General features: G+C 57.2%; 16 protein-coding genes. 1 reads left to right on the top strand and 15 read right to left on the bottom strand.

Annotated features, from left to right (window positions below; genetic code table 11):
* Together HQL65_08115 and HQL65_08110 are read right to left on the bottom strand one after the other, a co-directional pair.
* Window positions 1-447 (bottom strand): hypothetical protein (locus HQL65_08115; GenBank protein ID MBF0136191.1); only part of this gene is annotated, 447 nt, incomplete at its 3' end.
* Between the two features lie 219 nt (window positions 448-666).
* Window positions 667-1,512, bottom strand: coding sequence for an ankyrin repeat domain-containing protein (locus HQL65_08110; GenBank protein MBF0136190.1), 846 nt, complete (start codon window positions 1,510-1,512; stop codon window positions 667-669).
* 553 nt (window positions 1,513-2,065) lie between these two features.
* Here HQL65_08110 and HQL65_08105 point away from each other — a divergent pair.
* The gene (locus HQL65_08105) at window positions 2,066-4,939 is read left to right on the top strand and encodes a bacteriohemerythrin (protein MBF0136189.1); all 2,874 of its coding nucleotides are present in this window, start codon (window positions 2,066-2,068) and stop codon (window positions 4,937-4,939) included.
* 104 nt (window positions 4,940-5,043) lie between these two features.
* Here HQL65_08105 and HQL65_08100 read toward each other — a convergent pair whose 3' ends face one another.
* From HQL65_08100 to HQL65_08040, 13 genes are all read right to left on the bottom strand, one after another.
* Window positions 5,044-5,451: a DUF411 domain-containing protein gene (locus HQL65_08100; GenBank protein MBF0136188.1), complete on the bottom strand. Its 408-nt coding sequence runs from the start codon at window positions 5,449-5,451 to the stop codon at window positions 5,044-5,046.
* A gap of 280 nt (window positions 5,452-5,731) precedes the next feature.
* Complete coding sequence (locus HQL65_08095) at window positions 5,732-5,998, bottom strand: hypothetical protein (GenBank protein ID MBF0136187.1); 267 nt, start codon at window positions 5,996-5,998, stop codon at window positions 5,732-5,734.
* Window positions 5,999-6,151: 153 nt separating this feature from the next.
* On the bottom strand, window positions 6,152-6,559 hold the full coding sequence (locus tag HQL65_08090) for a PIN domain-containing protein (protein MBF0136186.1): 408 nt from the start codon (window positions 6,557-6,559) through the stop codon (window positions 6,152-6,154).
* Window positions 6,549-6,824: a hypothetical protein gene (locus tag HQL65_08085; protein MBF0136185.1), complete on the bottom strand. Its 276-nt coding sequence runs from the start codon at window positions 6,822-6,824 to the stop codon at window positions 6,549-6,551. The genes HQL65_08090 and HQL65_08085 overlap by 11 nt, the downstream gene beginning before the upstream one ends.
* 211 nt (window positions 6,825-7,035) lie before the next feature.
* Window positions 7,036-7,326 (bottom strand): type II toxin-antitoxin system RelE/ParE family toxin, encoded by a 291-nt coding sequence (locus tag HQL65_08080; GenBank protein ID MBF0136184.1) that lies wholly within the window; start codon window positions 7,324-7,326, stop codon window positions 7,036-7,038.
* On the bottom strand, window positions 7,314-7,604 hold the full coding sequence (locus HQL65_08075; GenBank protein MBF0136183.1) for a CopG family ribbon-helix-helix protein: 291 nt from the start codon (window positions 7,602-7,604) through the stop codon (window positions 7,314-7,316). Before HQL65_08075 ends, HQL65_08080 begins: the two co-directional genes overlap by 13 nt.
* A gap of 187 nt (window positions 7,605-7,791) precedes the next feature.
* Window positions 7,792-7,995, bottom strand: coding sequence for a hypothetical protein (locus tag HQL65_08070; GenBank protein ID MBF0136182.1), 204 nt, complete (start codon window positions 7,993-7,995; stop codon window positions 7,792-7,794).
* Between the two features lie 69 nt (window positions 7,996-8,064).
* Window positions 8,065-11,214, bottom strand: a complete 3,150-nt coding sequence (locus HQL65_08065) for an efflux RND transporter permease subunit (protein ID MBF0136181.1) — start codon at window positions 11,212-11,214, stop codon at window positions 8,065-8,067.
* Window positions 11,215-11,230: 16 nt separating this feature from the next.
* Window positions 11,231-12,505, bottom strand: coding sequence for an efflux RND transporter periplasmic adaptor subunit (locus tag HQL65_08060; protein MBF0136180.1), 1,275 nt, complete (start codon window positions 12,503-12,505; stop codon window positions 11,231-11,233).
* Window positions 12,502-13,890 carry a TolC family protein gene (locus HQL65_08055; protein MBF0136179.1) on the bottom strand — a complete coding sequence of 463 codons (1,389 nt, stop codon included), beginning with the start codon at window positions 13,888-13,890 and terminating at the stop codon, window positions 12,502-12,504. Before HQL65_08055 ends, HQL65_08060 begins: the two co-directional genes overlap by 4 nt.
* 75 nt (window positions 13,891-13,965) lie before the next feature.
* On the bottom strand, window positions 13,966-14,349 hold the full coding sequence (locus HQL65_08050; GenBank protein ID MBF0136178.1) for a hypothetical protein: 384 nt from the start codon (window positions 14,347-14,349) through the stop codon (window positions 13,966-13,968).
* 11 nt (window positions 14,350-14,360) lie between these two features.
* The gene (locus tag HQL65_08045) at window positions 14,361-17,591 is read right to left on the bottom strand and encodes an efflux RND transporter permease subunit (protein ID MBF0136177.1); all 3,231 of its coding nucleotides are present in this window, start codon (window positions 17,589-17,591) and stop codon (window positions 14,361-14,363) included.
* Window positions 17,592-17,597: 6 nt separating this feature from the next.
* The gene (locus HQL65_08040) at window positions 17,598-19,226 is read right to left on the bottom strand and encodes an efflux RND transporter periplasmic adaptor subunit (GenBank protein ID MBF0136176.1); all 1,629 of its coding nucleotides are present in this window, start codon (window positions 19,224-19,226) and stop codon (window positions 17,598-17,600) included.
* Window positions 19,227-19,289: the final 63 nt, after the last annotated feature.

The following is a 19,289-nucleotide window of genomic DNA, read 5'->3' as shown; positions in this document are numbered from 1 at the left end:
GATGAAAAACATGTATTTCCCTTTGAATTTTGTCTCGCCAATGGCCGTACTCATGAACCCGGCATCACTGAAGACGCCTCCCGGCACAATGCCCTTCGCCACGTCTTCCGGCAAGTCCGTAGCCCGCACCACATCCCCTTCATAATTGGGCAGTTTGGCCAAAGCCGCTTCAAGGGTCGTGATCATGGGGGCCAAACGCTTCAACTCTTCACGGTCGCCAATCCGCAACGCGGCGTTCATGAGTTGATGGTTCCGCTCGCCCCCTTCGACCTGGGTAAGACCGGTGTAGTTGCGCAAGGTTGCCAGGTCCACAATGGAAAGCATGGCCGTGGAAACATGACTTCCTTCGGCAGCCTGTCGGGCACCCTGGGCCAGAAGATCGACCCGTTCATTGCCAAGGAATTTTCTGAATGCCACTTCCCGTGGCGGGGTCGTGATATCCGGCATGGTTTTCTGTTATCCAACGCAATACCACCTCGTCCGGGGCCTGGAGAAATACAGCACGACAAGCAGAACACGGAATTTCATCGAGCGAATCTCTGCATCATGCGTTGACGGCGGTGTCAAAAAAAAACCGTCAGATATCAATCTGACGGTCGAGTTGGGTTCAGGAGGAGCTACCACACGCAGAAGCTGTTTATTTCGGGACAGATGTTCAGGCAGGTTTCAGTGGGCCAGTTCGGCCTGCAAGAGAAGTTGGACAACACCTCTGTGACCTTTTTCCTGGGCCATGATGCGGGCCGTGGATTCATCTTTGTGTTTCAAGGTTGGATCGGCACCTGATGCCAGAAGCAGTTGCACCACCGACACATTGCCCCGTTCCGCTGCCCACATGAGGGGGGAATAACCGGCCTTGTTTTGCAGGTTGGCATCCGCACCATGCTTCAGCAACATGGTGATGGAAGCGAGTGAACCCCTTTGGACGGCATACATGAGTGCCGAGTTGCCTTGCTGATCCTGGAGATTGACCCGGGCACCAGCACCAAGCAGGGTCTGAATGGCGGCCACCTGACCATATCGTGCAGCTCCCATGAGGGGCGTCTGACCATGGCGCGAGGCATTATCCGGGTCTGCCTTGTTGACGAGCAGTTGCCTGACGACCGTCGGATTTTCCCACTGGGAGGCGAGAGAAATAGCGGTTTGTCCCCAGGAGTTGGCAACATTGACATCAACGCCCGACGCCAGCAATTTGTCGAGAATTTCCAGATTGCCTTCGGTGGCGGCCCACATCAGGGCGGACATGTTGCCAAACCCGAGATCATTGAATCCTTTGCCCTTGGCCAACAAATGATTGACCCTGCCCACATCCCCTTCCATGACCGCTGCCGGCAACAGATGGGTATTGAGGTCGGCCTGTTTATCGACACTGGAACGATTCATGAACAGGAGCGGCACAATGGCGACAGCCATGGCAACAGCCAGGAGAAAGGCAAAAGCCACCTCCAGGAAATCGACCAGATGGTCATGGTGATGTTGGTGTTTATCGCTGCTGTGTGTCAAAATTGTGGCCATTTTTTCAACTCCTGAATCCGGGCATGGGTACAAAAAGGCGACTGGCTTGGTCAAGCTTGGCATCCCTGGCGGTAACTGCCGTGTGCTTGTTGCTGCCGTCAAAATTTTGCAATATTGTTGCAAGTTAAATGCCAAACTCTTGATCCCCACGCATCCGTGCCACCCCGAATCGGCATGATCACAATTCCAGTTCAAAACATGCCTATAAAACTGTCTGATTTTTGACTTGCGTCAAAAATATGCATACCAAGACACCCCTGGCTGGAAAAGCGTCCATTTCGTTTGCATCCTTGAAGATGTACCATGTGGGGAAACAGTCGGGTCCCAGGCGCAATCCTTGCAAGTCCGGCGGGCGATGGGAGTCATCCTCTCCAGATGCCTGCATGAAATGCATGCGGATCCATCTGGTTCGCCGGCTTGAGGTCAATCTTTCCTCGACTCACCGACGACGTGCCTCTCATGACAGGACATCAACCTGCCCACAATCGGACAAACCCTTCAGAAATCAAACGTGTTCAGAAAACTGAATATTGTCGCAGGAGGAACCCAATCCATGGCAACCAGGCCTCATCAACAACGTTCGAACACTCCAGATCGCCTGCTGCAAGCCATTCCTGCCTATCTGAAGCGCATTGATCTTTCCCGCCTGACGATTCGTCAGCGACTCATGTTGATTGTTGTTCTGGGGTTGGTGTGTTCCCTGACATTGGGCGGATTGGGCCTCATGACCCATAAATCCCAGATGCTGGATGATCGCCAGGTCAAGGTCCGGCAACTCGTGGAAACGGCTTATGGCATCCTTGATTTTCATCACGCCCGGGAAAAATCAGGTACCGTCTCCAAAAGCCAGGCACAAAAAGAGGCTGTCGCCACCATTGCCGCCCTGCGTTATGGCAATAATGATTATTTTTGGATCAACGATCTGCATCCCCGCATGGTCCTGCATCCCCTGAAGCCGGACATGAACGGTCAAGACCTGTCGGAAACGAAAGATCCCACAGGCAAACCCGTGTTTCGCACCATGGTCGAAACCGTTCAAAAAGCAGGTTCAGGGTTTGTTGCCTACCACTGGGCACGTTCCCCTGATTCCAGCCCTGAAGAAAAGATCTCCTTCGTCAAGGGATTTACACCATGGGGATGGATCATCGGCTCGGGCATTTATCTGGACGATGTGGATCATGCCTTCTGGGTCGATGCCCAATATTCCCTGGCAGAAATTCTCTTCCTGACCGCCATCCTGGCTGGAGGCATTCTGCTGATCGCACACAGCATTCTGGAACAGATGGGCGGCGACATCAACCAGATGGTCGATACCCTGCATCGGTTGGCTTCCGGGGATTTGACAGTCCGTTTTCCGGCCCGCAATGGCCAAACGCACGGCATGGCCAGATCGATCAATCACCTGGCCGACACCGTTGCCAGATTGATGCGGATCATCTCCCTGCACTCCGGCAGCATCACCGCCTGTGCCTCCGAGGTGGTCAAGATTCGCGACCAGGTACGCGATGACGCCACCAACAGCCAGTCCCTGGCCAGGGATGTCCAGGAACAAAACACCATTCTGAGCCAGGAAATCACCAACGTAACCAGGTCCATCAGTCAGGCCAATACCAACATCAACACCATCTCGGAAGCGGCGGACATGGTGGCCAGCAATGTCAACACCATTGCGGCGGGTACGGAAGAGGCCAGCTCCAATATCAACACCATCGCCTCGGCAGCGGAACAAATCACCGCCAACATCGGCGGTGTCAATCGCAGCCTGGAACAGGTGGACAGCTCGGTCAAAACCGTGGCCACTTCGGTCCAGGAGATGAGTTCCGCCATTGCCGAAATCCGCGAGCGGTGTCTGGCCGCCAGCCGGGAATCGGAACAGGCCAACAGCCATGCCACCGAAAGCCAGTCGGTCATGAAAGAACTGGCCAGTGCCGCCCGCGAGATCGGTCATGTGGTGGAAGTGATCAACAATATTGCCGAACAAACCAACATGCTCTCGCTCAATGCCGCCATCGAGGCCGCCGGGGCCGGTGATGCCGGCAAAGGGTTTGCCGTGGTGGCCAACGAGGTCAAAGAACTCGCCCGGCAAACCGCTGAAGCCACGCGGATGATCTATGAAAAAGCCGAGGATATCCGGGACAAAACCGAGGAAGTCACCCGGGCCAGCGCCGAAATCACCGAAAGCATTCAACGCATCAACCAATCCAATACCGAAATCACGAGTTCGGTGGATACGCAGACCAGAACCATCGATGGTATCGTGCAATCCATGACCGATGTGGCCGAGGCCGCCGAAGAGGTCACCCGCAACACCCGCGAACTGAACATGGCAGCCCAGGATGTGGCCCGGGCCGCCGCCGAAGCAGCCACCGGCACCGGCGAGGTTGCCCGTTCGGCAGCCGAAGTGGCCACGGCTGCCGGTTTTGTGGCCCAGGAAAGCCGGGAAGCCAAAGAGTTTGCCGCATCCATCCTGGAGTCGGCCAACCATACCATGGCCATCTCCGCCAACGTTGCGGAAAAAATGGATCAATCCGCCCGCACATCCACCATGATGCTCGGCTCGGCAACCCACTTTCAGCGCATGGGCGAGGTGTTGCAAAACATGAGCGGTGCCCTCTACGCCACCCAGGCCGCGCTCACCATGACCCAACCTCCATTTGATATTCGTCGCGTCAAAGGTTTTTTCCTGAATTTACAGAGTCGCATGGAAATGGCCAGCACCGGTCGCCTGACACTCACCCCCGACGATATCCCCGGTCCGGATCAATCCGAACTCGGTACCTGGATTCATCAGGCAGGTCAATCCCGTTTTGGCCAGAACCCCTCTTTCCAAAAACTGGTGGCAGGCAATCGTGCCGTCCATGATCTGGCCCGCTCCATGGTGACCTTGCTTGCCAAGAAAGAGGGACACGATCCTGCCGCCGTCCACGCCAAAATGGCTGAATATTTAAAATCCTGTCAAAATCTTTTTGCCCTCATCGATGTATTTTATCGCGATGAAACCGATCAAAACGCAGACCGCGGACTCTTCTTCCCCTGGTCCAAAAAACTGGAAACCGGCATCACGGTCGTGGACACCGATCATCATAAGCTCCTGGATCTCCTCAATGATATCCACAAGGCCATGGAACAGGGACGCGGTGCCGAGGCCGTCGGTACCATACTGAACGAACTGGCCCAATATACCGTCTCGCATTTTGAACATGAGGCTGAATACTTCCGGAAATACAATTATCCGGAAACCCGGCAACATCTCGAAATACACGACAAGCTTGTGCATGATGTCACACAGTTGATCCAGAGATTTCATGCCGGGGAATTTACCGTGGTCATGGATGCCCTGGATTTTGCCAAGGCCTGGTTATTGGAACATATCATGGATGCCGACATGAAATTCGCCCCATTCTTGAAGTCAAAAGGGGTGTCATGACACAGTCACCGGGCATGACATGGGGGCTGATGACCAGCTAAACACCAATACCCGTGGCCAGTTTCCGTTCCACAAATGCCCATTGCCTTGGGATTGACCCGGGATCAATGATTGGCGAACAGTTTTGCTTCACCATTCCCGGTAAAGGAAAGTACCTGATAGGGTTCCGGTTTTTGGCCGGGCACTTCCATGCCCGGGGATCCCACCGGCATGCCGGGTGCAGCGATTCCTTTCACGGACGGTTTTTCCGCCAGCAAACGCCGTACATCTGTCGCCGGGACATGACCTTCCACCAGATAGCCCCCGATCACCCCGGTGTGGCAGGATTCGAGCGAGGCTGGAACTCCCAACTGCCGCTTGATCTCCGTCATGGCATCTTTTTCATGCACTTCCACTGTAAAACCGTTTTGTTCCATGTGCTTGATCCAGGCACCGCAACACCCGCAGGTGGGTGATTTGTAAACCACAAGATCGGCGGCCAGGACCGGTGTCTGGATCCCAAACCACCCCATCCACACCAGGAGCAGGCCCAACCCCCAGGGCCGGATTAGATGATTCGTGTTGCGTTGGTTCATGTCACGCATCCTTTTCCTGATTATCGTCCATCACGTTATCCCGAAGGGGTTGATCAATTGCAATCCATCAATCTGCTGCCCAGCAACTCAATCGTCGTGACGACTGAAATGGCGGATTTTTTCGATAGAGCCGACAACACACATTCATGAAACATCGAATCAGGGTGTTGATTAAGAAAGTAAATCAGTATATTTGTATCGATGAGGCAAGCTTCACTCACAGGTGACGGTCCCATTCTTTTCGTATGGCGGCAAATTCCTCGTCCAATTTTTCCTGATCTCTTTTTGGAAATCCTGCCTGTGCGGCAAGCGCTTGTTGTCGAATTTCATCCGACGAATCAAGCTTTCGTTGCTTGACGTTTGTCTGATCCTCCACATAATCCTTGATGATGGACAGGATAAAACCGGCCAAGTCGCGTCCTGAATCCTTGGCCTGACTGGCAAGTTGTTGCTCCAATTCCGGAGTCAGGGAAATTTCCAGCATGGGACGTTCTCCACCAGCAATGATCACCGATCAGGCTTGCTCGAATTCGACAACTTCCTCTTTTCCGTGCCCATTGTCGCAGACTGCTCGATCCGGGATCCAGCAATATTTTCACTTAGCCGATTGTCACCCGGAACGATCCACCAAGTGACTTCAAGTGACTTCAAATGGATTGACGATGGTCAAAAAATCCTCGATCACCTGCCCATGCTGCATGTCCTCCGTGCAAAGGGTGGTACAATTGGCTTCCAGGGCTGAGGCAATGATCTGGCAATCATAATAAGAGAATCCATATTTTTCTCCTAGCATCAGCGCGATTCGAATCGTTTCCGGCAAAACCGGAATGACGGTCGCATAAGGGAAAGATTTTTCCAAGATATCTGCAATTACCGGATAACTCAGCTTCCATTTGCGGTGCAAGACAGATATGGTTTCACTCAATACCTGGGTGGAAATCACTGGCTCCTTCAGAAAAAGGTCGATAGCCTTTTGACGTTTGGCCTCATTGTCAGAAACTCCATAAATGGCAACGTTGCTGTCAAGGAATAATTTATCTGGCATTGGCCTCGTCCCGATCGAATTTGTAATCGCTCAAAGGAAGGCGATAAGCTGCCAGCGCTTGTGCCATTTCTTTCTTTCGATTCTTCTGTTTGGAAATGATGTCTGCCAGAAGTTCCTGGTTGTTTGTTGATGATTGTTGCTGCTGCTCTATGTTTTCATCATAAAGTACGATTACCCGCACATGACTTGCGTGGGCTGGCAGATGATCACTGGCAATGGTCATCTGATGATCACAAATGGATGCTTTCAATTCAACCGCCATCATGGTCGTTTCTCCCGACGAGGTTTTCCCTGATGTGACCCGCAACATTCAGTCTGACCATTTATGACGTCGCAGACAACCCCGTCCTGTCGCTTGAACCGGCAAGCTTCACTCATGGGTGACGGCCCCATTCTTTTCGCATGTGATGGTCAAAAAATCCTCGGTCACCTGCCCATGTTGCATGTCCTCTGTGCAAAGGATGGTACAATTGCCATCAATAGCCAACCTCTTTTTGGTGGCGCACAGCCAGAATGATCACGGCATCACCATCAAAACGATATCTTGCCACGTAACCATTGTCGCCAAAATCAATGAGCCATTCCCGATAATCGACCGGCATATCATCTACGGGACGGCCAATTTGTGGCTGATGGCCAAGCACCTCAATGGCCTTCATAATGGTTTTTCCTGATCGCATGGCTGCAATTGGATTTTTCAGTTGCAAAAACTCTCTCAGCCGTTGAAGGTCACGGATTGCGCCGGGAGCATATTTTACTTGTGGCATGTTGGAACTGGTCGTTCTTTGTCTGTACCCCAACTTGCAAGCCATGCATCCACTTCTTCAGCGGTTGCGTGCAAGCCTGTTTCTTGATATTCATCCCATGCATTGAGAGTGTCTTGCCGGAAGGCTTCGCGTTTTTCCTCTCGTTCAACATATTGGTTTATGGCTTCGCGCATGATCCAGTGCGCGGTGCGATGTCGAACTTTCGCAAGGCGTTCAACACGCGAACGAGTATCCGGATCGAGTTTGACGGACATGGGTTTTGCAACAGAGGCAGTCATGGCATGTTCTCTCGTTATTATGAATCACAGGTAATACCTTGCCATACCTCGTTGGCTTAAGTCCAGTGAATACTGCTTGATTGAGAGGCTGTCCAGAAATTTGGCTCTGCATCGAGGCGTTGTTCGTAGTTCTCGGGGTCGAAGTGAGGCATATCTTCTGGAAAGCCGTCGATTTTTAATGGACAGATTATTTCTTTTGCTGATGCTGAGCCTCCTCTTCCTGCGGCGCGGATCTGTTCGATGCCGACTCCGCGCCGGATTTGTTCTGGTGGGACGCATCCTGGGTGCCATGTTGGCTCCCCATCATACCCATCATGGGCAACATCATGGGCAGGCACCCGGACAGAGAGAAGGCAGCCGACAATAACAATGTGATCATTTGAGCTTTCATGTCGCTCTCCATGACGTTCGTCTCTTGACAATCAATGTGATATCACCAGCCTGTATTCCTGTGTTTGCTTTATATTTTTTTCCTCTTGTCTCCTTCCTCTCTCGGTGCAGTGCCGATGGAGAACCCTTTGAGCAGGGCATAGATGGCCGGGATGACGATCAGGGTCAGCAGGGTCGAGGAGACCATGCCGCCCACCATGGGGGCGGCGATGCGGCGCATCACTTCCGAACCGGTGCCGGTACTCCACATGATGGGGAGCAGGCCGGCCATGATCGCCACGACGGTCATCATTTTGGGCCGGACCCGCTCCACCGCCCCTTCCATGATGGCATCATACAGATCGCTGCGGGTGAGGGTTTTTCCGGCCTTCTTGCAGTGGGCAAACCGCTCCTGTAAGGCTTGATCCAGGTAGATCAGCATGACGACACCGGTCTCGGCGGCCACCCCGGCCAGGGCGATAAAACCGACCGCCACTGCCACGCTCAGATTGAAGTGCAGAGAATCCATGAGCCAGATCCCCCCCACCAGCGCAAACGGCAGGGAGAGCATGACGATCAGGGTTTCCGTCAGGCGACCGAAGTTCAGGTACAGGAGGAGGAAAATAATGAACAGGGTCAGGGGGAGGACAATCTTGAGTTTTTCCCTGGCCCGTTCCATGTACTCGAACTGCCCGCTCCACTGGAGGAAGGTCCCGGCAGACATTTGGACCTGCTCCTGGACTGCCTTGCGAGCGTCCGCCACATAGCCGCCGATATCCCGGTCACGAATGTCCACAAAAATGTAGACCGACAGAAGGGCATTCTCGGTGCGAATGACCGCCGGACCTTTTTCCAGTAGCACCGTGGCCAACTGTCCCAGGGGAATTTGCGCCCCGTTTTCGGTCCGCACGAGTACCCGTTGGGCAATGGCCTCCGGATCCGAACGAAAATCCCGGGGATAGCGCACATTGACTGAAAACCGTTCCCGGCCTTCCACGGTCGTGGTGACGGTCTCCCCGCCCAGGGCGGTCAGGATCACATCCTGGAGATCGCCGATGGTCAGGCCGTAACGGGCAATGGCATCCCGGTCCGGGTCGATGGTCAGGTAGTAGCCACCTCCGACGCGCTCGGCGTAGGCACTCGTCGTACCGGGCACGGTTTTGACCACGGTCTCGATCTTCTGGGCCAGCACCTCCAACTCCTCCAGATTTTTGCCGAACACCTTGATGCCGATGGGCGTGCGGATGCCGGTTGACAGCATGTCGATGCGGGCCTTGAGGGGCATGGTCCAGGCGTTGCTGACTCCCGGCATTTGCAGGGCGGCATCCATTTCGGCAATGAGTTTGTCGGTGGTCATGCCTGGCCGCCATGCGGCGGCGGGTTTCAGGTTGATCACGGTTTCGAACATTTCGGTGGGAGCAGGATCCGTGGCCGTGGTGGCGCGCCCCGCCTTGCCAAACACCGAAGCCACTTCCGGAAAACTCTTGATGATCTTGTCCTGGGTCTGGATCAGTTCCTCGGCCTTGGTCATGGAAAGCCCCGGCAGGGTCGAGGGCATGTAGAGCAGGGTTCCCTCGTCGAGGGCAGGCATGAATTCGCTGCCCAGACGCAGGGCCGGCTGCACAGTGGCGGCCATGACCCCCATGGCCAGCAGAATGAAAAATATCTTGAAACGCAGTACCAACCGGATGATGGGCCGATAGATCCAGATCAGCAGGCGGTTGATCGGATTTTTGTGTTCCGGCAGGATGCGGCCGCGCACGAACAGGAGCATCAACACCGGCACCAGGGTGACGGAAAGCAACGCCGCCCCGGCCATGGCGAAGGTTTTGGTGAAGGCCAGAGGCTTGAACAGACGCCCCTCCTGCGACTCCAGGGTGAACACCGGCAGAAAGGAGACGGTAATGACGAGCAGACTGAAAAAGAGCGGCGGTCCCACTTCACTGGCCGCAGCCATGAGGGTCTGGAGACGCGGCACCCCGGGGGCGGCCCGTTCCAGGTGTTTGTGGGCATTTTCGATCATGACGATGGCCGCATCCACCATGGCCCCGACGGCAATGGCAATCCCCCCCAGGCTCATGATGTTGGAGGTCATGCCCAGCGATTGCATGAGGAGAACGGCAATCAACACCCCCACCGGCAACATGAGAATGGCCACCAGGGCACTGCGGACATGGAGCAAAAAGACGACACAGACCACCGCAACGATCAGGCTCTCCTCGATGAGGGTGTATTGCAGCGTGGCCACCGCCCGCAAAATCAGTTCCGAACGGTCATAGACCGCTTCGACATGCACCCCTTCGCCCAAAGAACCAGCGACTTCGGCGAGGCGTTTTTTGGCGTTCTGGATCACGGCCAGGGCATTCTGGCCAAAGCGTTGCACGACGATGCCACTGACCACCTCCCCTTCGCCATTCAGTTCCGCCATGCCTCGGCGTTCGTCCGGTCCCAGTTCCACCCGGGCGATATCCCGGATGCGAATGGGGGCACCATTCACCTCCTTGAGAACGATTTTTTCAATGTCCTGCACACCCCGCAGATAGCCACGCCCCCGCACGATATATTCGGTTTCGGCCATCTCCACGACCCGGCCACCGACATCGCGGTTGCTCATGGCCAGGGCCTGACTGACCCGCGCCAACGGAATGTTGTAGGCCTGCAACTGCTGGGGATCGACGACCACCTGATATTGCTGAACATAGCCGCCGACACTCGCCACCTCGGCCACCCCTTCGGCCCGGGCCAGGTGATAACGCAGATACCAATCCTGAAGGGTGCGAAGTTCGGCCAGGGTTTTTTCCTTTGCCAGAACAACATATTGATAGACCCAACCCACGCCGGTGGCGTCGGGACCCAGGGTGGGGGTGACCCCGGGAGGGAGGCGTTTGGCGGCAAAATTGAGATATTCCAGAATGCGGCTGCGCGCCCAGTAGATGTCGGTCCCATCCTCAAAAATGATGTAGACGAAAGAGACCCCGAAAGAAGAGATGCCCCGCACCAGTTTGGAACGGGGCACGGAGAGCATGGCCGTGGTCAACGGATAGGTGACCTGATCTTCCACCACCTGCGGGGCCTGGCCAGGATATTCCGTCAAAAGAATCACCTGCACGTCGGAAAGATCCGGGATGGCGTCCAGGGGAATACGCAAGACGGCGTAGACACCACTGGCAATCAGGAAAAACGTTGCCAGCATCACCAGCAATACGTTGCGGCAGGACCAGCGGATGATGGCAGCGATCATTGGTCGTCTCCGTGCGTCAATGGGAAAAATGACCCAGCGCAGCTTTCAGATTGGCTTCGGCATCGATGAGAAAATTGGCTCGCACCACCACTTTTTCCCCGGCCTTGAGACCCTCCAAAATTTCCACATATCCGCCCCCTTTACCGCCCATCCGGATCGGACGCGGTTCGTACAACCCCTCGCCCCGTTCCACGAGGACCACCTGCCGGGAACCGCTGTCCAGCACGGCGGAATCCGGCACGGTCATCACCGTGCCGCCCCCGGTCGGGGCCGCCAACTGCACCGTGGCATAGAGAGCCGGCCGCAGGGTGCCGCCCGGATTAGGCATTTCAATGCGGACTTTGACGGTGCGGGTTTCCGCAGTCAGGGTCGGGTAGATGAAGGAAACCTTGCCGGAAAAACTTTTGCCCGGCATGGCGCTCAGGGTCACCTCGGCGGCCTGACCTTCCCGCACCATGCCCATGTCCTGTTCGAATACATCAGCCAGCACCCAGACCGTGGAGAGATCGGCGATGCGATAAAGCATTTCACCGGGCATGAAACGCATCCCCTGAACTGCTGTCTTTTCCAGGATCACACCGGAGACCGGAGAGAGGATGGTCATGCTCTTGCTGGCACGGCCCCCGGCCTGCAATTGCCTGATCTGGTGTTCGGAAATATCCCAGTTGCGCAGACGGTTCAGGGCACTTTCCGCCAGGTTGTCCGCCGTGTCCCGGGTCTCCGGATCGGCATCTTTCAGTTTGTCCATGGCCCGGGCAGCGGCCAGATACTCCTGCTGCGCCACCACCAGGGCGGGACTGTAGACCTCCATCAGGGGTGCGCCCCGTCGCACGGCCTGACCGGTGGCATTGGCATGGAGCTTTTCGATCCACCCTTCAAATTTCTGGGTAATGACATGCAATTTGCGCTCATCCACCTGCACCGTCCCCACCGCCCGAATGGAGCGGGTCACCGGTCGCAAGGCCACGACTTCAGTCCTGACCCCCAGTTTTTGCACCTTGTCCAGACCGACCCGCACGGCGTTGCTCCCCGCAGTTTTTTGTTTTCCGACCTGCTCCCGCGCCGGGACCACAGCCGATGCGGGCGGTGATGAAGGTGTTCCATGTCCGGCGTGATCCGCAGCGGCAACCGGGGCCGGCGGAGGGGGTGGGACACCATGCCCGGCGTGATTTTCAGCCCCGCTCCAGGCTGCCGGAACCACCAAAAGCCAGACAAGAGTGGCCAGGATTGATTGGCGGCCAGACAATCCGATTCGCAGACCACAGGCACAGGAGGCGTTTACCCTCTTCATAACTCTTCTCCCACAAACCGTTCGATTTCCGCCAGGCGGACCTGCTGTTCAAACTGCGCCTTGATCAGGTCGATCTGGAATTTTTTGAGCCGCTGCACGGCATCCAGGACATTCAAGGCTTCCGTGCCACCGTTTTCGTACCCCTTCAGGGTGGATTGCAGGGCAATGCGTGCCTGGGGCAACAGGCTTTCCCGGGTCACCTTTTCCACCTGCCGGGCCTCCTCCAGACTCAGCAACGCCTCCCGCAATCCCGACTCCACCCGCAGGCGTTCTGCTTGCAGGCGGTCGCCAATCATCTGCTTTTTCAAGGCAGCATCCCGCTCCTGCGCCCGGCGCGGTTCCCACTGCAAGGGCAGATTGAGCGCCAGCATGGCCTCGAACCCGTTCTGCATCTCCGCATTGCGGCGGTTGACGAACCCGACGCCCATTTCGAGATCGGGAAACCAGTTTTTTTGTGCCAGTCGGACATTTCCCTCGGCCACCTCCAAACGTGCCCGTTCCATGCGCAAGGCAGGATTGGTGACCAGGCCGCGGGCCAGCAATTGGTCATATTCCAATTGGGTTGCCGAGGGCAGAGAACGCAGATGGGGATGTTCCACCAGGGGGGCATGTGGTGGACGATTGACCAGGACATTCAACCGGGAGCGGATGCGGTGGCGCTCCTTTTCCAGGCGGACCAGATCGACCGCCAAGGCACCTCGTTCCGCCTCTGCCGAGGTGGCCTCCTGCTGTCCCCCCATGCCCTGGGCATACCGCAAGCGGGCAAACTCCACCAGGGCACGCAACACCTGAATCAATTCATCAGTCTGATCCATGGAGAGGTGGACCCGATGGTAATCGGCATAGGCAATCTTGACCTTCATGACCACTTCGGCAACCTTGTCGGTACGCAGGCCCTCTGCTTCCCGGCTTTCGGCGGCGGCAATTTCCCGCTTTACGTCCCGTTTGCCCCACCAGGGAATTTCCTGTTGGAGCGTGTATTTGTAAATGGCCGCCCGCCCCGGCAACCCTTGGGCATTTTCGGATATGTCATCGAGCGTCATTTGCAACTTCGGATCCGGCAAGGCATCGGCACCCTGGACCCTGGCTTCTGCCGCTGCGGCTTCCAGGGTTGCCGCCGCCAGGTCTGGATTCATGCTGCGGGCCAGTTCGAGCAGTTCGGCAACCGAGGCACCGACTGGTTGATCGGCGGTGGCGACCGGTTTGACATCGGTTGCGGATGCGGCCCCGGCTGACGCGCCTCCCCCAAGAAAAGCCAGGCAAGTCAGAGCAAGAAAGAGACATAATTGAAAAGCAACTGAAAAACTGGGATGGAGGTCCAGGAGGAAGGGCTGCGCCCTTCCTCCTGGTGGGGTTTGGGGCGAAGCCCCAAGAAAGTCTTTCATATCAATTCCTTTATACCCAGCTTGTCCGTGTTGACCGGCAGGCAAATGGGCCGTGAGGCGTTTATTCCCGGCATGTCAATGTTGACCGGCAGGCAAACGGGCCGTGATGCGTTTGGCCAACCCTTCCACGGTGATGACGACGGCCACCTGTCCACCAGCAGGAATTTTGCCGTTGCCTGTGAGTCGGTTGTCGCCGGCGGGTGCAAGGGCAATGTCCTTTTTTTCCTGGCCGGCCAGAAAAATCACCTTGCCACTGGCCCGGTCCACCACGACGGGTTTGTTGCCGTGATCGGTGACGTAGAGATCGACCCGATCCTGGTTCGTGACCAGTTCCAGGCGGTGTCCGGCCGCTTCCACCATCCGTCCCCCATGCACAGGTTCCAGTACCCCGTCACCCCAGACGGGCCTGACGAGTATGGTGGCCAGAAGAGTTGCCGATAAAACCAGGACCTTGTTCATGGATTCTCCTGTCAAGATGAAGTGTTCGCGATGATCGGCGACGGGCGGCCGGTGTCTGGTACCTCGGTCACGGATGATGGTTGCGAGTATATCCGCGACATGTGGCCGGCGTATGGCGCATCGGTCACAAAAGTGTCACCGGTTTTGCTGGACCGTGCCAACCAGAGTGCCACCGTGTTTTTGCCCACCAGCAGAAAGACCACCGGGGTCACGATGGTGTCGAGCAGGGTCGAAGAGATCAGGCCACCAAAAATGACCACCGCCACTGGGTGGAGAATCTCCTTGCCGGCGGCGTCGGCATCCAGGATCAGAGGGATCAGGGCCAGGGCCGCCACCAGGGCGGTCATCAGTACCGGTGTCAATCGCTCCAGCGATCCCCGCACGACCATCTCCGGCCCGAAGGACATTCCTTCCCTGGTCACCAGGTGTAAATAATGCGACACCTTGAGGATGCCGTTGCGGGCGGCGATGCCGGTCAGGGTGATGAAGCCGACCAGGCTGGCCACCGACAGGGGGGCATGGGCCAGCCACAAGGCAGTGACACTTCCCACCATGGCCATGGGTATGTTGATCATGATGACCATGGCCAGCACCGACGACCGGAAATGGCTGTACAAGACAACAAAAATGCCGAACAGGGAGAGCAGGGAGAGCAGGGAGATCAACCGGGTGGCATCCTGCTGACTCTGGAATTGCCCTTCGTAGACCAGGCGATAACCTGCGGGCAGTTCGACATCGGCCAGGGTCGCACGGATGTCGTTCACCACGGCGACCACATCCCGCCCCTGGGTGTTGGCCAGGACCACAATGCGCCGCTGCATGTTGTCCCGGTTGATCAGGTTGGGACCCGAGGTTTCCACCACATCGGCGACCAGTTCCAGGGGAATCTTGCCAGTCGGCGTGTCGATGAGAATCCGGCGAAAGTCCCCGGTTTCGGCCCGCCACTCTTCGGCCAGCCGCAACACCACGTCGTGGGTGCGCTGCCCATCCAACACCTGGGAAACCACCTTGCCGTTGAGCGCGGCCTGCAAGGTCTCGGTCAACTGGTTGAGAGAGAGACCATACTTGCGGGCCTCCATCCGATCCAGACGAATCTGCAACTGGGGAATCCGCACCTGCTTTTCCACTTGCAGGTCGGTCACGCCGGCCACACCGGCCATCCGTTCGCGCACGGCTTCGGCCTTGGTCCGCAACAGATCCAGATCATCCCCGAAAATTTTGACGGCAATCTCGGCCCGCACCCCGGAGAGCAGGTGATCCAGGCGATGGGAGATGGGTTGTCCGACATTGACCGCCACCCCGGGCAGTACCTGCAGGTTGCGGCGCAATTCGCCCAGGATGGTTTCCCGGCTGCGTGCCGAGGCCCGCAGATCCACATCGATTTCCGAAAAATGGACCCCTTCGGCATGTTCATCCAGTTCGGCGCGTCCGGTGCGGCGTCCCGTGGAGATGGCCTCCGGCGTCTGGCGCAACAGCTTTTCGGCCAGGCGGCCCATGCGGTTGGACTCTTCCAGGGAGGTTCCCGGGGTCATGACCACGCTCACCGTGACGGTTCCTTCGTTGAACGGCGGCAAAAACGCCCGTCCCAACCAGGGAACCGACAACATGGCGGCTGCCACCAGGACCACCGCCCCGCCGATCACCAGGCGCGGATGGGCGAATGACCAGAAAAGCAGACGCCGATCCCCGCGCTTCAAGTGGCGTACCAGCCAGGAGTCCCCATGGACCATGGCCTTGGCCCGGGGCAACAGGTAGAGACAAAGCACCGGCGTCAGGGTCAGGGAAACGACCAACGAGGCCAGGATCGACACAATGTAGGCCACACCGAGTGGCGTGAACAGCCGTCCCTCGATCCCGGAGAGGGCAAACAGGGGCAAGAAAACGAGTACCACAATGATCGTGGCATAGACGATGGAACTGCGCACCTCGCTGGATGCCCGCCAGACCACTTCCAGGGCGGGACGCGGCGCGGCAGCCATTGCGTTTTCGCGCAGACGACGAAAGACATTTTCCACATCCACCACGGCATCGTCCACCAGCTCGCCGATGGCCACGGCCAGGCCGCCCAGGGTCATGGTGTTGATGGAGAGGCCGGACCATTGAAAAATCAAGGCCGTCACCACGAGCGAGAGGGGAATGGCGGTCAGGCTGATCAGGGTGGTCCGAAAATTCATGAGAAACAGGAACAACACGACAGCCACCAGAATGGCCCCATCCCGCAGGGCGGCCTCGACATTGGCGATGGCCCGTTCGATGAAATCGGCCTGTTTGAACAGAATGGGATCGATGCGCACATCCGCCGGCAGGGTGCGTTGCAGGTCGGCCAGGAGTGCTTCGATCCGCCGGGTCAAGGCCACCGTATCGGTTCCAGGCTGTTTTTGTACCGCCAGGATCACGGCAGCCGCACCATTGATGCTTGCATCGCCCCGCTTGACACCCGGACCCAGACGGACCTCGGCCACCTGACCCAGGGTGACGGCATCTCCCTTGTTGACGCGCACCACGGTCTGCTGCAAATCCTCCAGATCGGTGGTCTGGCCCAGGTTGCGGATCAAATATTCACGTCCGCGTTGCGACAGATAACCACCGGTGCTGTTTTTGGCAAACCCGGCGAGGGCTTTCTCCAGATCTTCAAAAGAGATACCCAGGGCTGTCAGACGGGAGGGATCCACCAGCACCTGATATTGTTTGACCTCTCCCCCGATGGGAATCACCTGTGCCACCCCGGCAATGCTCATCAACTGGGTGCGCAGGCTCCAGTCGGCCAGGGTGCGAATTTCCATGGGCGACGTGAGGCCCTGGGCGCTGCGCAGACCGATGAGCATGATTTCGCCCATGATGGAACTCACCGGTCCCATCACCGGCATCACCTCCCTGGGCAGGGTTTCCGTGATATTGGCCAGTTTTTCGGCGACCAGTTGCCGGTTGCGGTATATTTCGGTGCCCCAGGCAAACTCAACGAACACGATGGAGAGTCCCACCCCTGAATTGCTGCGCAAACGGGTCACCCCCGGCATGCCGTTCATCGCTGCCTCGATGCGAAGCGTCACCAGGGATTCGACCTCTTCCGGAGCCAGACCGGGGGCTTCGGTCATGATCGTGACGGTGGGACGGTTCAGATCGGGAAAAATGTCCACCGGCAGACCCAATACCACCCACCCCCCGTAAATCAACAGCATCAGGGCGGCAGCCACCACCAACAACCGCTGGTGCAGGGAAAAACGAATGATCGCGTCAAACATGGCCGGTCACCGTATGGCATTGAGCTGGTTGTGACCCTGGACCACCACTTTGTCCCCGGGCTGGATGCCATCGAGAATCTCCACCCATTCGGCTGTCTTGCGGCCCACCCGTACCGGATGTCCCGCAAACCGCTCTGGAGCGGTCTTGACCCAGACCCGGGGTATGCCGTTTTGTTCCAGGACCGCCGAACGGGGAACCGCCACCGCAAAGGTGACGGTTTTGGTGGCGGCATAGACATCCACCGGCATGCCCAACTTGAGCTGGTTATGGGTCTGTTGCACCGCAAACTGGAGATGCAGCCCCTGATTTTCGGGATTGACCTTGGGACTGACGCCGATCAGGTGCAAAGGGAAGGTCTGCCCGGGAATTTGTCGCGTCAGGGCCGTGCCTGCCGTGATCCGGTCCGCCTGATGCAGATCGTAGAGGATCGCTTCCACCCAGAGACGCATGGGATCGATGATCTCGGCCAGAATGGTACTTTCAGTGACGACATCACCAGGGACGATATGCAAATCGGTCAACTGTCCATCGATGGGAGCCTGCACCATCTCCCGTCCCACGCTGCTTTCGGCTCGATCTCCCTTGAACAACGCCAGGCGCTGACCCACTTTTTCCGTGGCCGACAACACCGGATCCAGCACTGCCAGGGTTTCACCCTTTTTGACCCATTGTCCAGACCTGGGTACGGGAAAATCCGGATCGTAACCAATCCGGGATAGAACCGAGGGGTGAATATGGGCATGGGCGGCAGGATCAGGGATCACCCGTCCCACCAGACGAATCGTTTCCGCCACCTCCCGACTGGTCGCGGATACCGTGCGGACATCCAACAAAAATTGACTCGCCTTGGGCAGGGTGATGCCTGAACCGGAAACGATTGTTCCCGTCGCAGAACGTTCCGGGGGCTGTTTCTCCCCGCTGTCGGAACCGTGTTCTTCGCCGCCATGGGCCTGTACCGTTGTCACCGGAAATCCGCTGCCCGCCAGGGCAACAACTATCATCACCATCCCAGCCGCCGCCTGCCGGCTTTTTTTTCTCCGGACCAGCCAAACCACCAATCCGATTGCAATGAGGGCACCCGCACCCGGAAGCAAGAGAGTGTGCGACGATGTTGTTTCCAGCAGTCGCCCGAGAGCCGGACGAAAAATGTCCGGTACCCCAGTCAGAGAGGCAGGAGAGGCAGGAGAAGCAGGAAAGGCAGGAGGAGAAGAAAGGCCTGGAACCTGGATCAGGAGAAGGTCCGAACGATCCGCAACCATGACAGTCAGGGTCAGGTCAGCCGTTTCCTGTGAAGGTGGCATCCAGGCCAGGCGATACATGCCGGGTGTCTGGGTGGATGTGCCTTGACCTGTCCAGGGGTGACTCCCAGCCACGTCCACATGGATGGTGGCATGTTCGATGGGGAGATTCGTTTCCAGGTCGGACAGATAAAGCCGGGTTGTGCCATCCCCGGTCGGCGTGACCACAATCTCGAACAAATCCCCATTGCCGCCATGACCTGAGCCGGAGACAAGAGGTTCCTGTTGTTGCCGGGGAGCCGCATCCGCATGCTCCTCGCCACCGTGCGCCCACCCTCTCTCCTGCAACAACACCATTCCAACGATCAACCATAAAACGCTCGTGACCAAACGCATGGTACCATCCTTCACCGTCAAGCAGGAACACCGGCAGGCAACGTGCCAGCCCATGGAGACAGC

The organism is Magnetococcales bacterium (assembly GCA_015228935.1).
In the GTDB taxonomy this organism is placed as follows: domain Bacteria; phylum Pseudomonadota; class Magnetococcia; order Magnetococcales; family DC0425bin3; genus HA3dbin3.
Note: the sequence above shows the minus strand (reverse complement) of the source record. Positions and strands in the feature narration are given on the sequence as shown.

Coding starts and splice junctions, on each gene's coding strand:
- HQL65_08110 (MBF0136190.1), bottom strand. CDS start 1,512: ATGGCCACAATTTTGACACACAGCAGCGATAAACACCAACATCACCAT.
- HQL65_08105 (MBF0136189.1), top strand. CDS start 2,066: ATGGCAACCAGGCCTCATCAACAACGTTCGAACACTCCAGATCGCCTG.
- HQL65_08100 (MBF0136188.1), bottom strand. CDS start 5,451: ATGGGGTGGTTTGGGATCCAGACACCGGTCCTGGCCGCCGATCTTGTG.
- HQL65_08095 (MBF0136187.1), bottom strand. CDS start 5,998: ATGCTGGAAATTTCCCTGACTCCGGAATTGGAGCAACAACTTGCCAGT.
- HQL65_08090 (MBF0136186.1), bottom strand. CDS start 6,559: ATGCCAGATAAATTATTCCTTGACAGCAACGTTGCCATTTATGGAGTT.
- HQL65_08085 (MBF0136185.1), bottom strand. CDS start 6,824: ATGATGGCGGTTGAATTGAAAGCATCCATTTGTGATCATCAGATGACC.
- HQL65_08080 (MBF0136184.1), bottom strand. CDS start 7,326: ATGCCACAAGTAAAATATGCTCCCGGCGCAATCCGTGACCTTCAACGG.
- HQL65_08075 (MBF0136183.1), bottom strand. CDS start 7,604: ATGACTGCCTCTGTTGCAAAACCCATGTCCGTCAAACTCGATCCGGAT.
- HQL65_08070 (MBF0136182.1), bottom strand. CDS start 7,995: ATGAAAGCTCAAATGATCACATTGTTATTGTCGGCTGCCTTCTCTCTG.
- HQL65_08065 (MBF0136181.1), bottom strand. CDS start 11,214: ATGATCGCTGCCATCATCCGCTGGTCCTGCCGCAACGTATTGCTGGTG.
- HQL65_08060 (MBF0136180.1), bottom strand. CDS start 12,505: ATGAAGAGGGTAAACGCCTCCTGTGCCTGTGGTCTGCGAATCGGATTG.
- HQL65_08055 (MBF0136179.1), bottom strand. CDS start 13,890: ATGAAAGACTTTCTTGGGGCTTCGCCCCAAACCCCACCAGGAGGAAGG.
- HQL65_08050 (MBF0136178.1), bottom strand. CDS start 14,349: ATGAACAAGGTCCTGGTTTTATCGGCAACTCTTCTGGCCACCATACTC.
- HQL65_08045 (MBF0136177.1), bottom strand. CDS start 17,591: ATGTTTGACGCGATCATTCGTTTTTCCCTGCACCAGCGGTTGTTGGTG.
- HQL65_08040 (MBF0136176.1), bottom strand. CDS start 19,226: ATGCGTTTGGTCACGAGCGTTTTATGGTTGATCGTTGGAATGGTGTTG.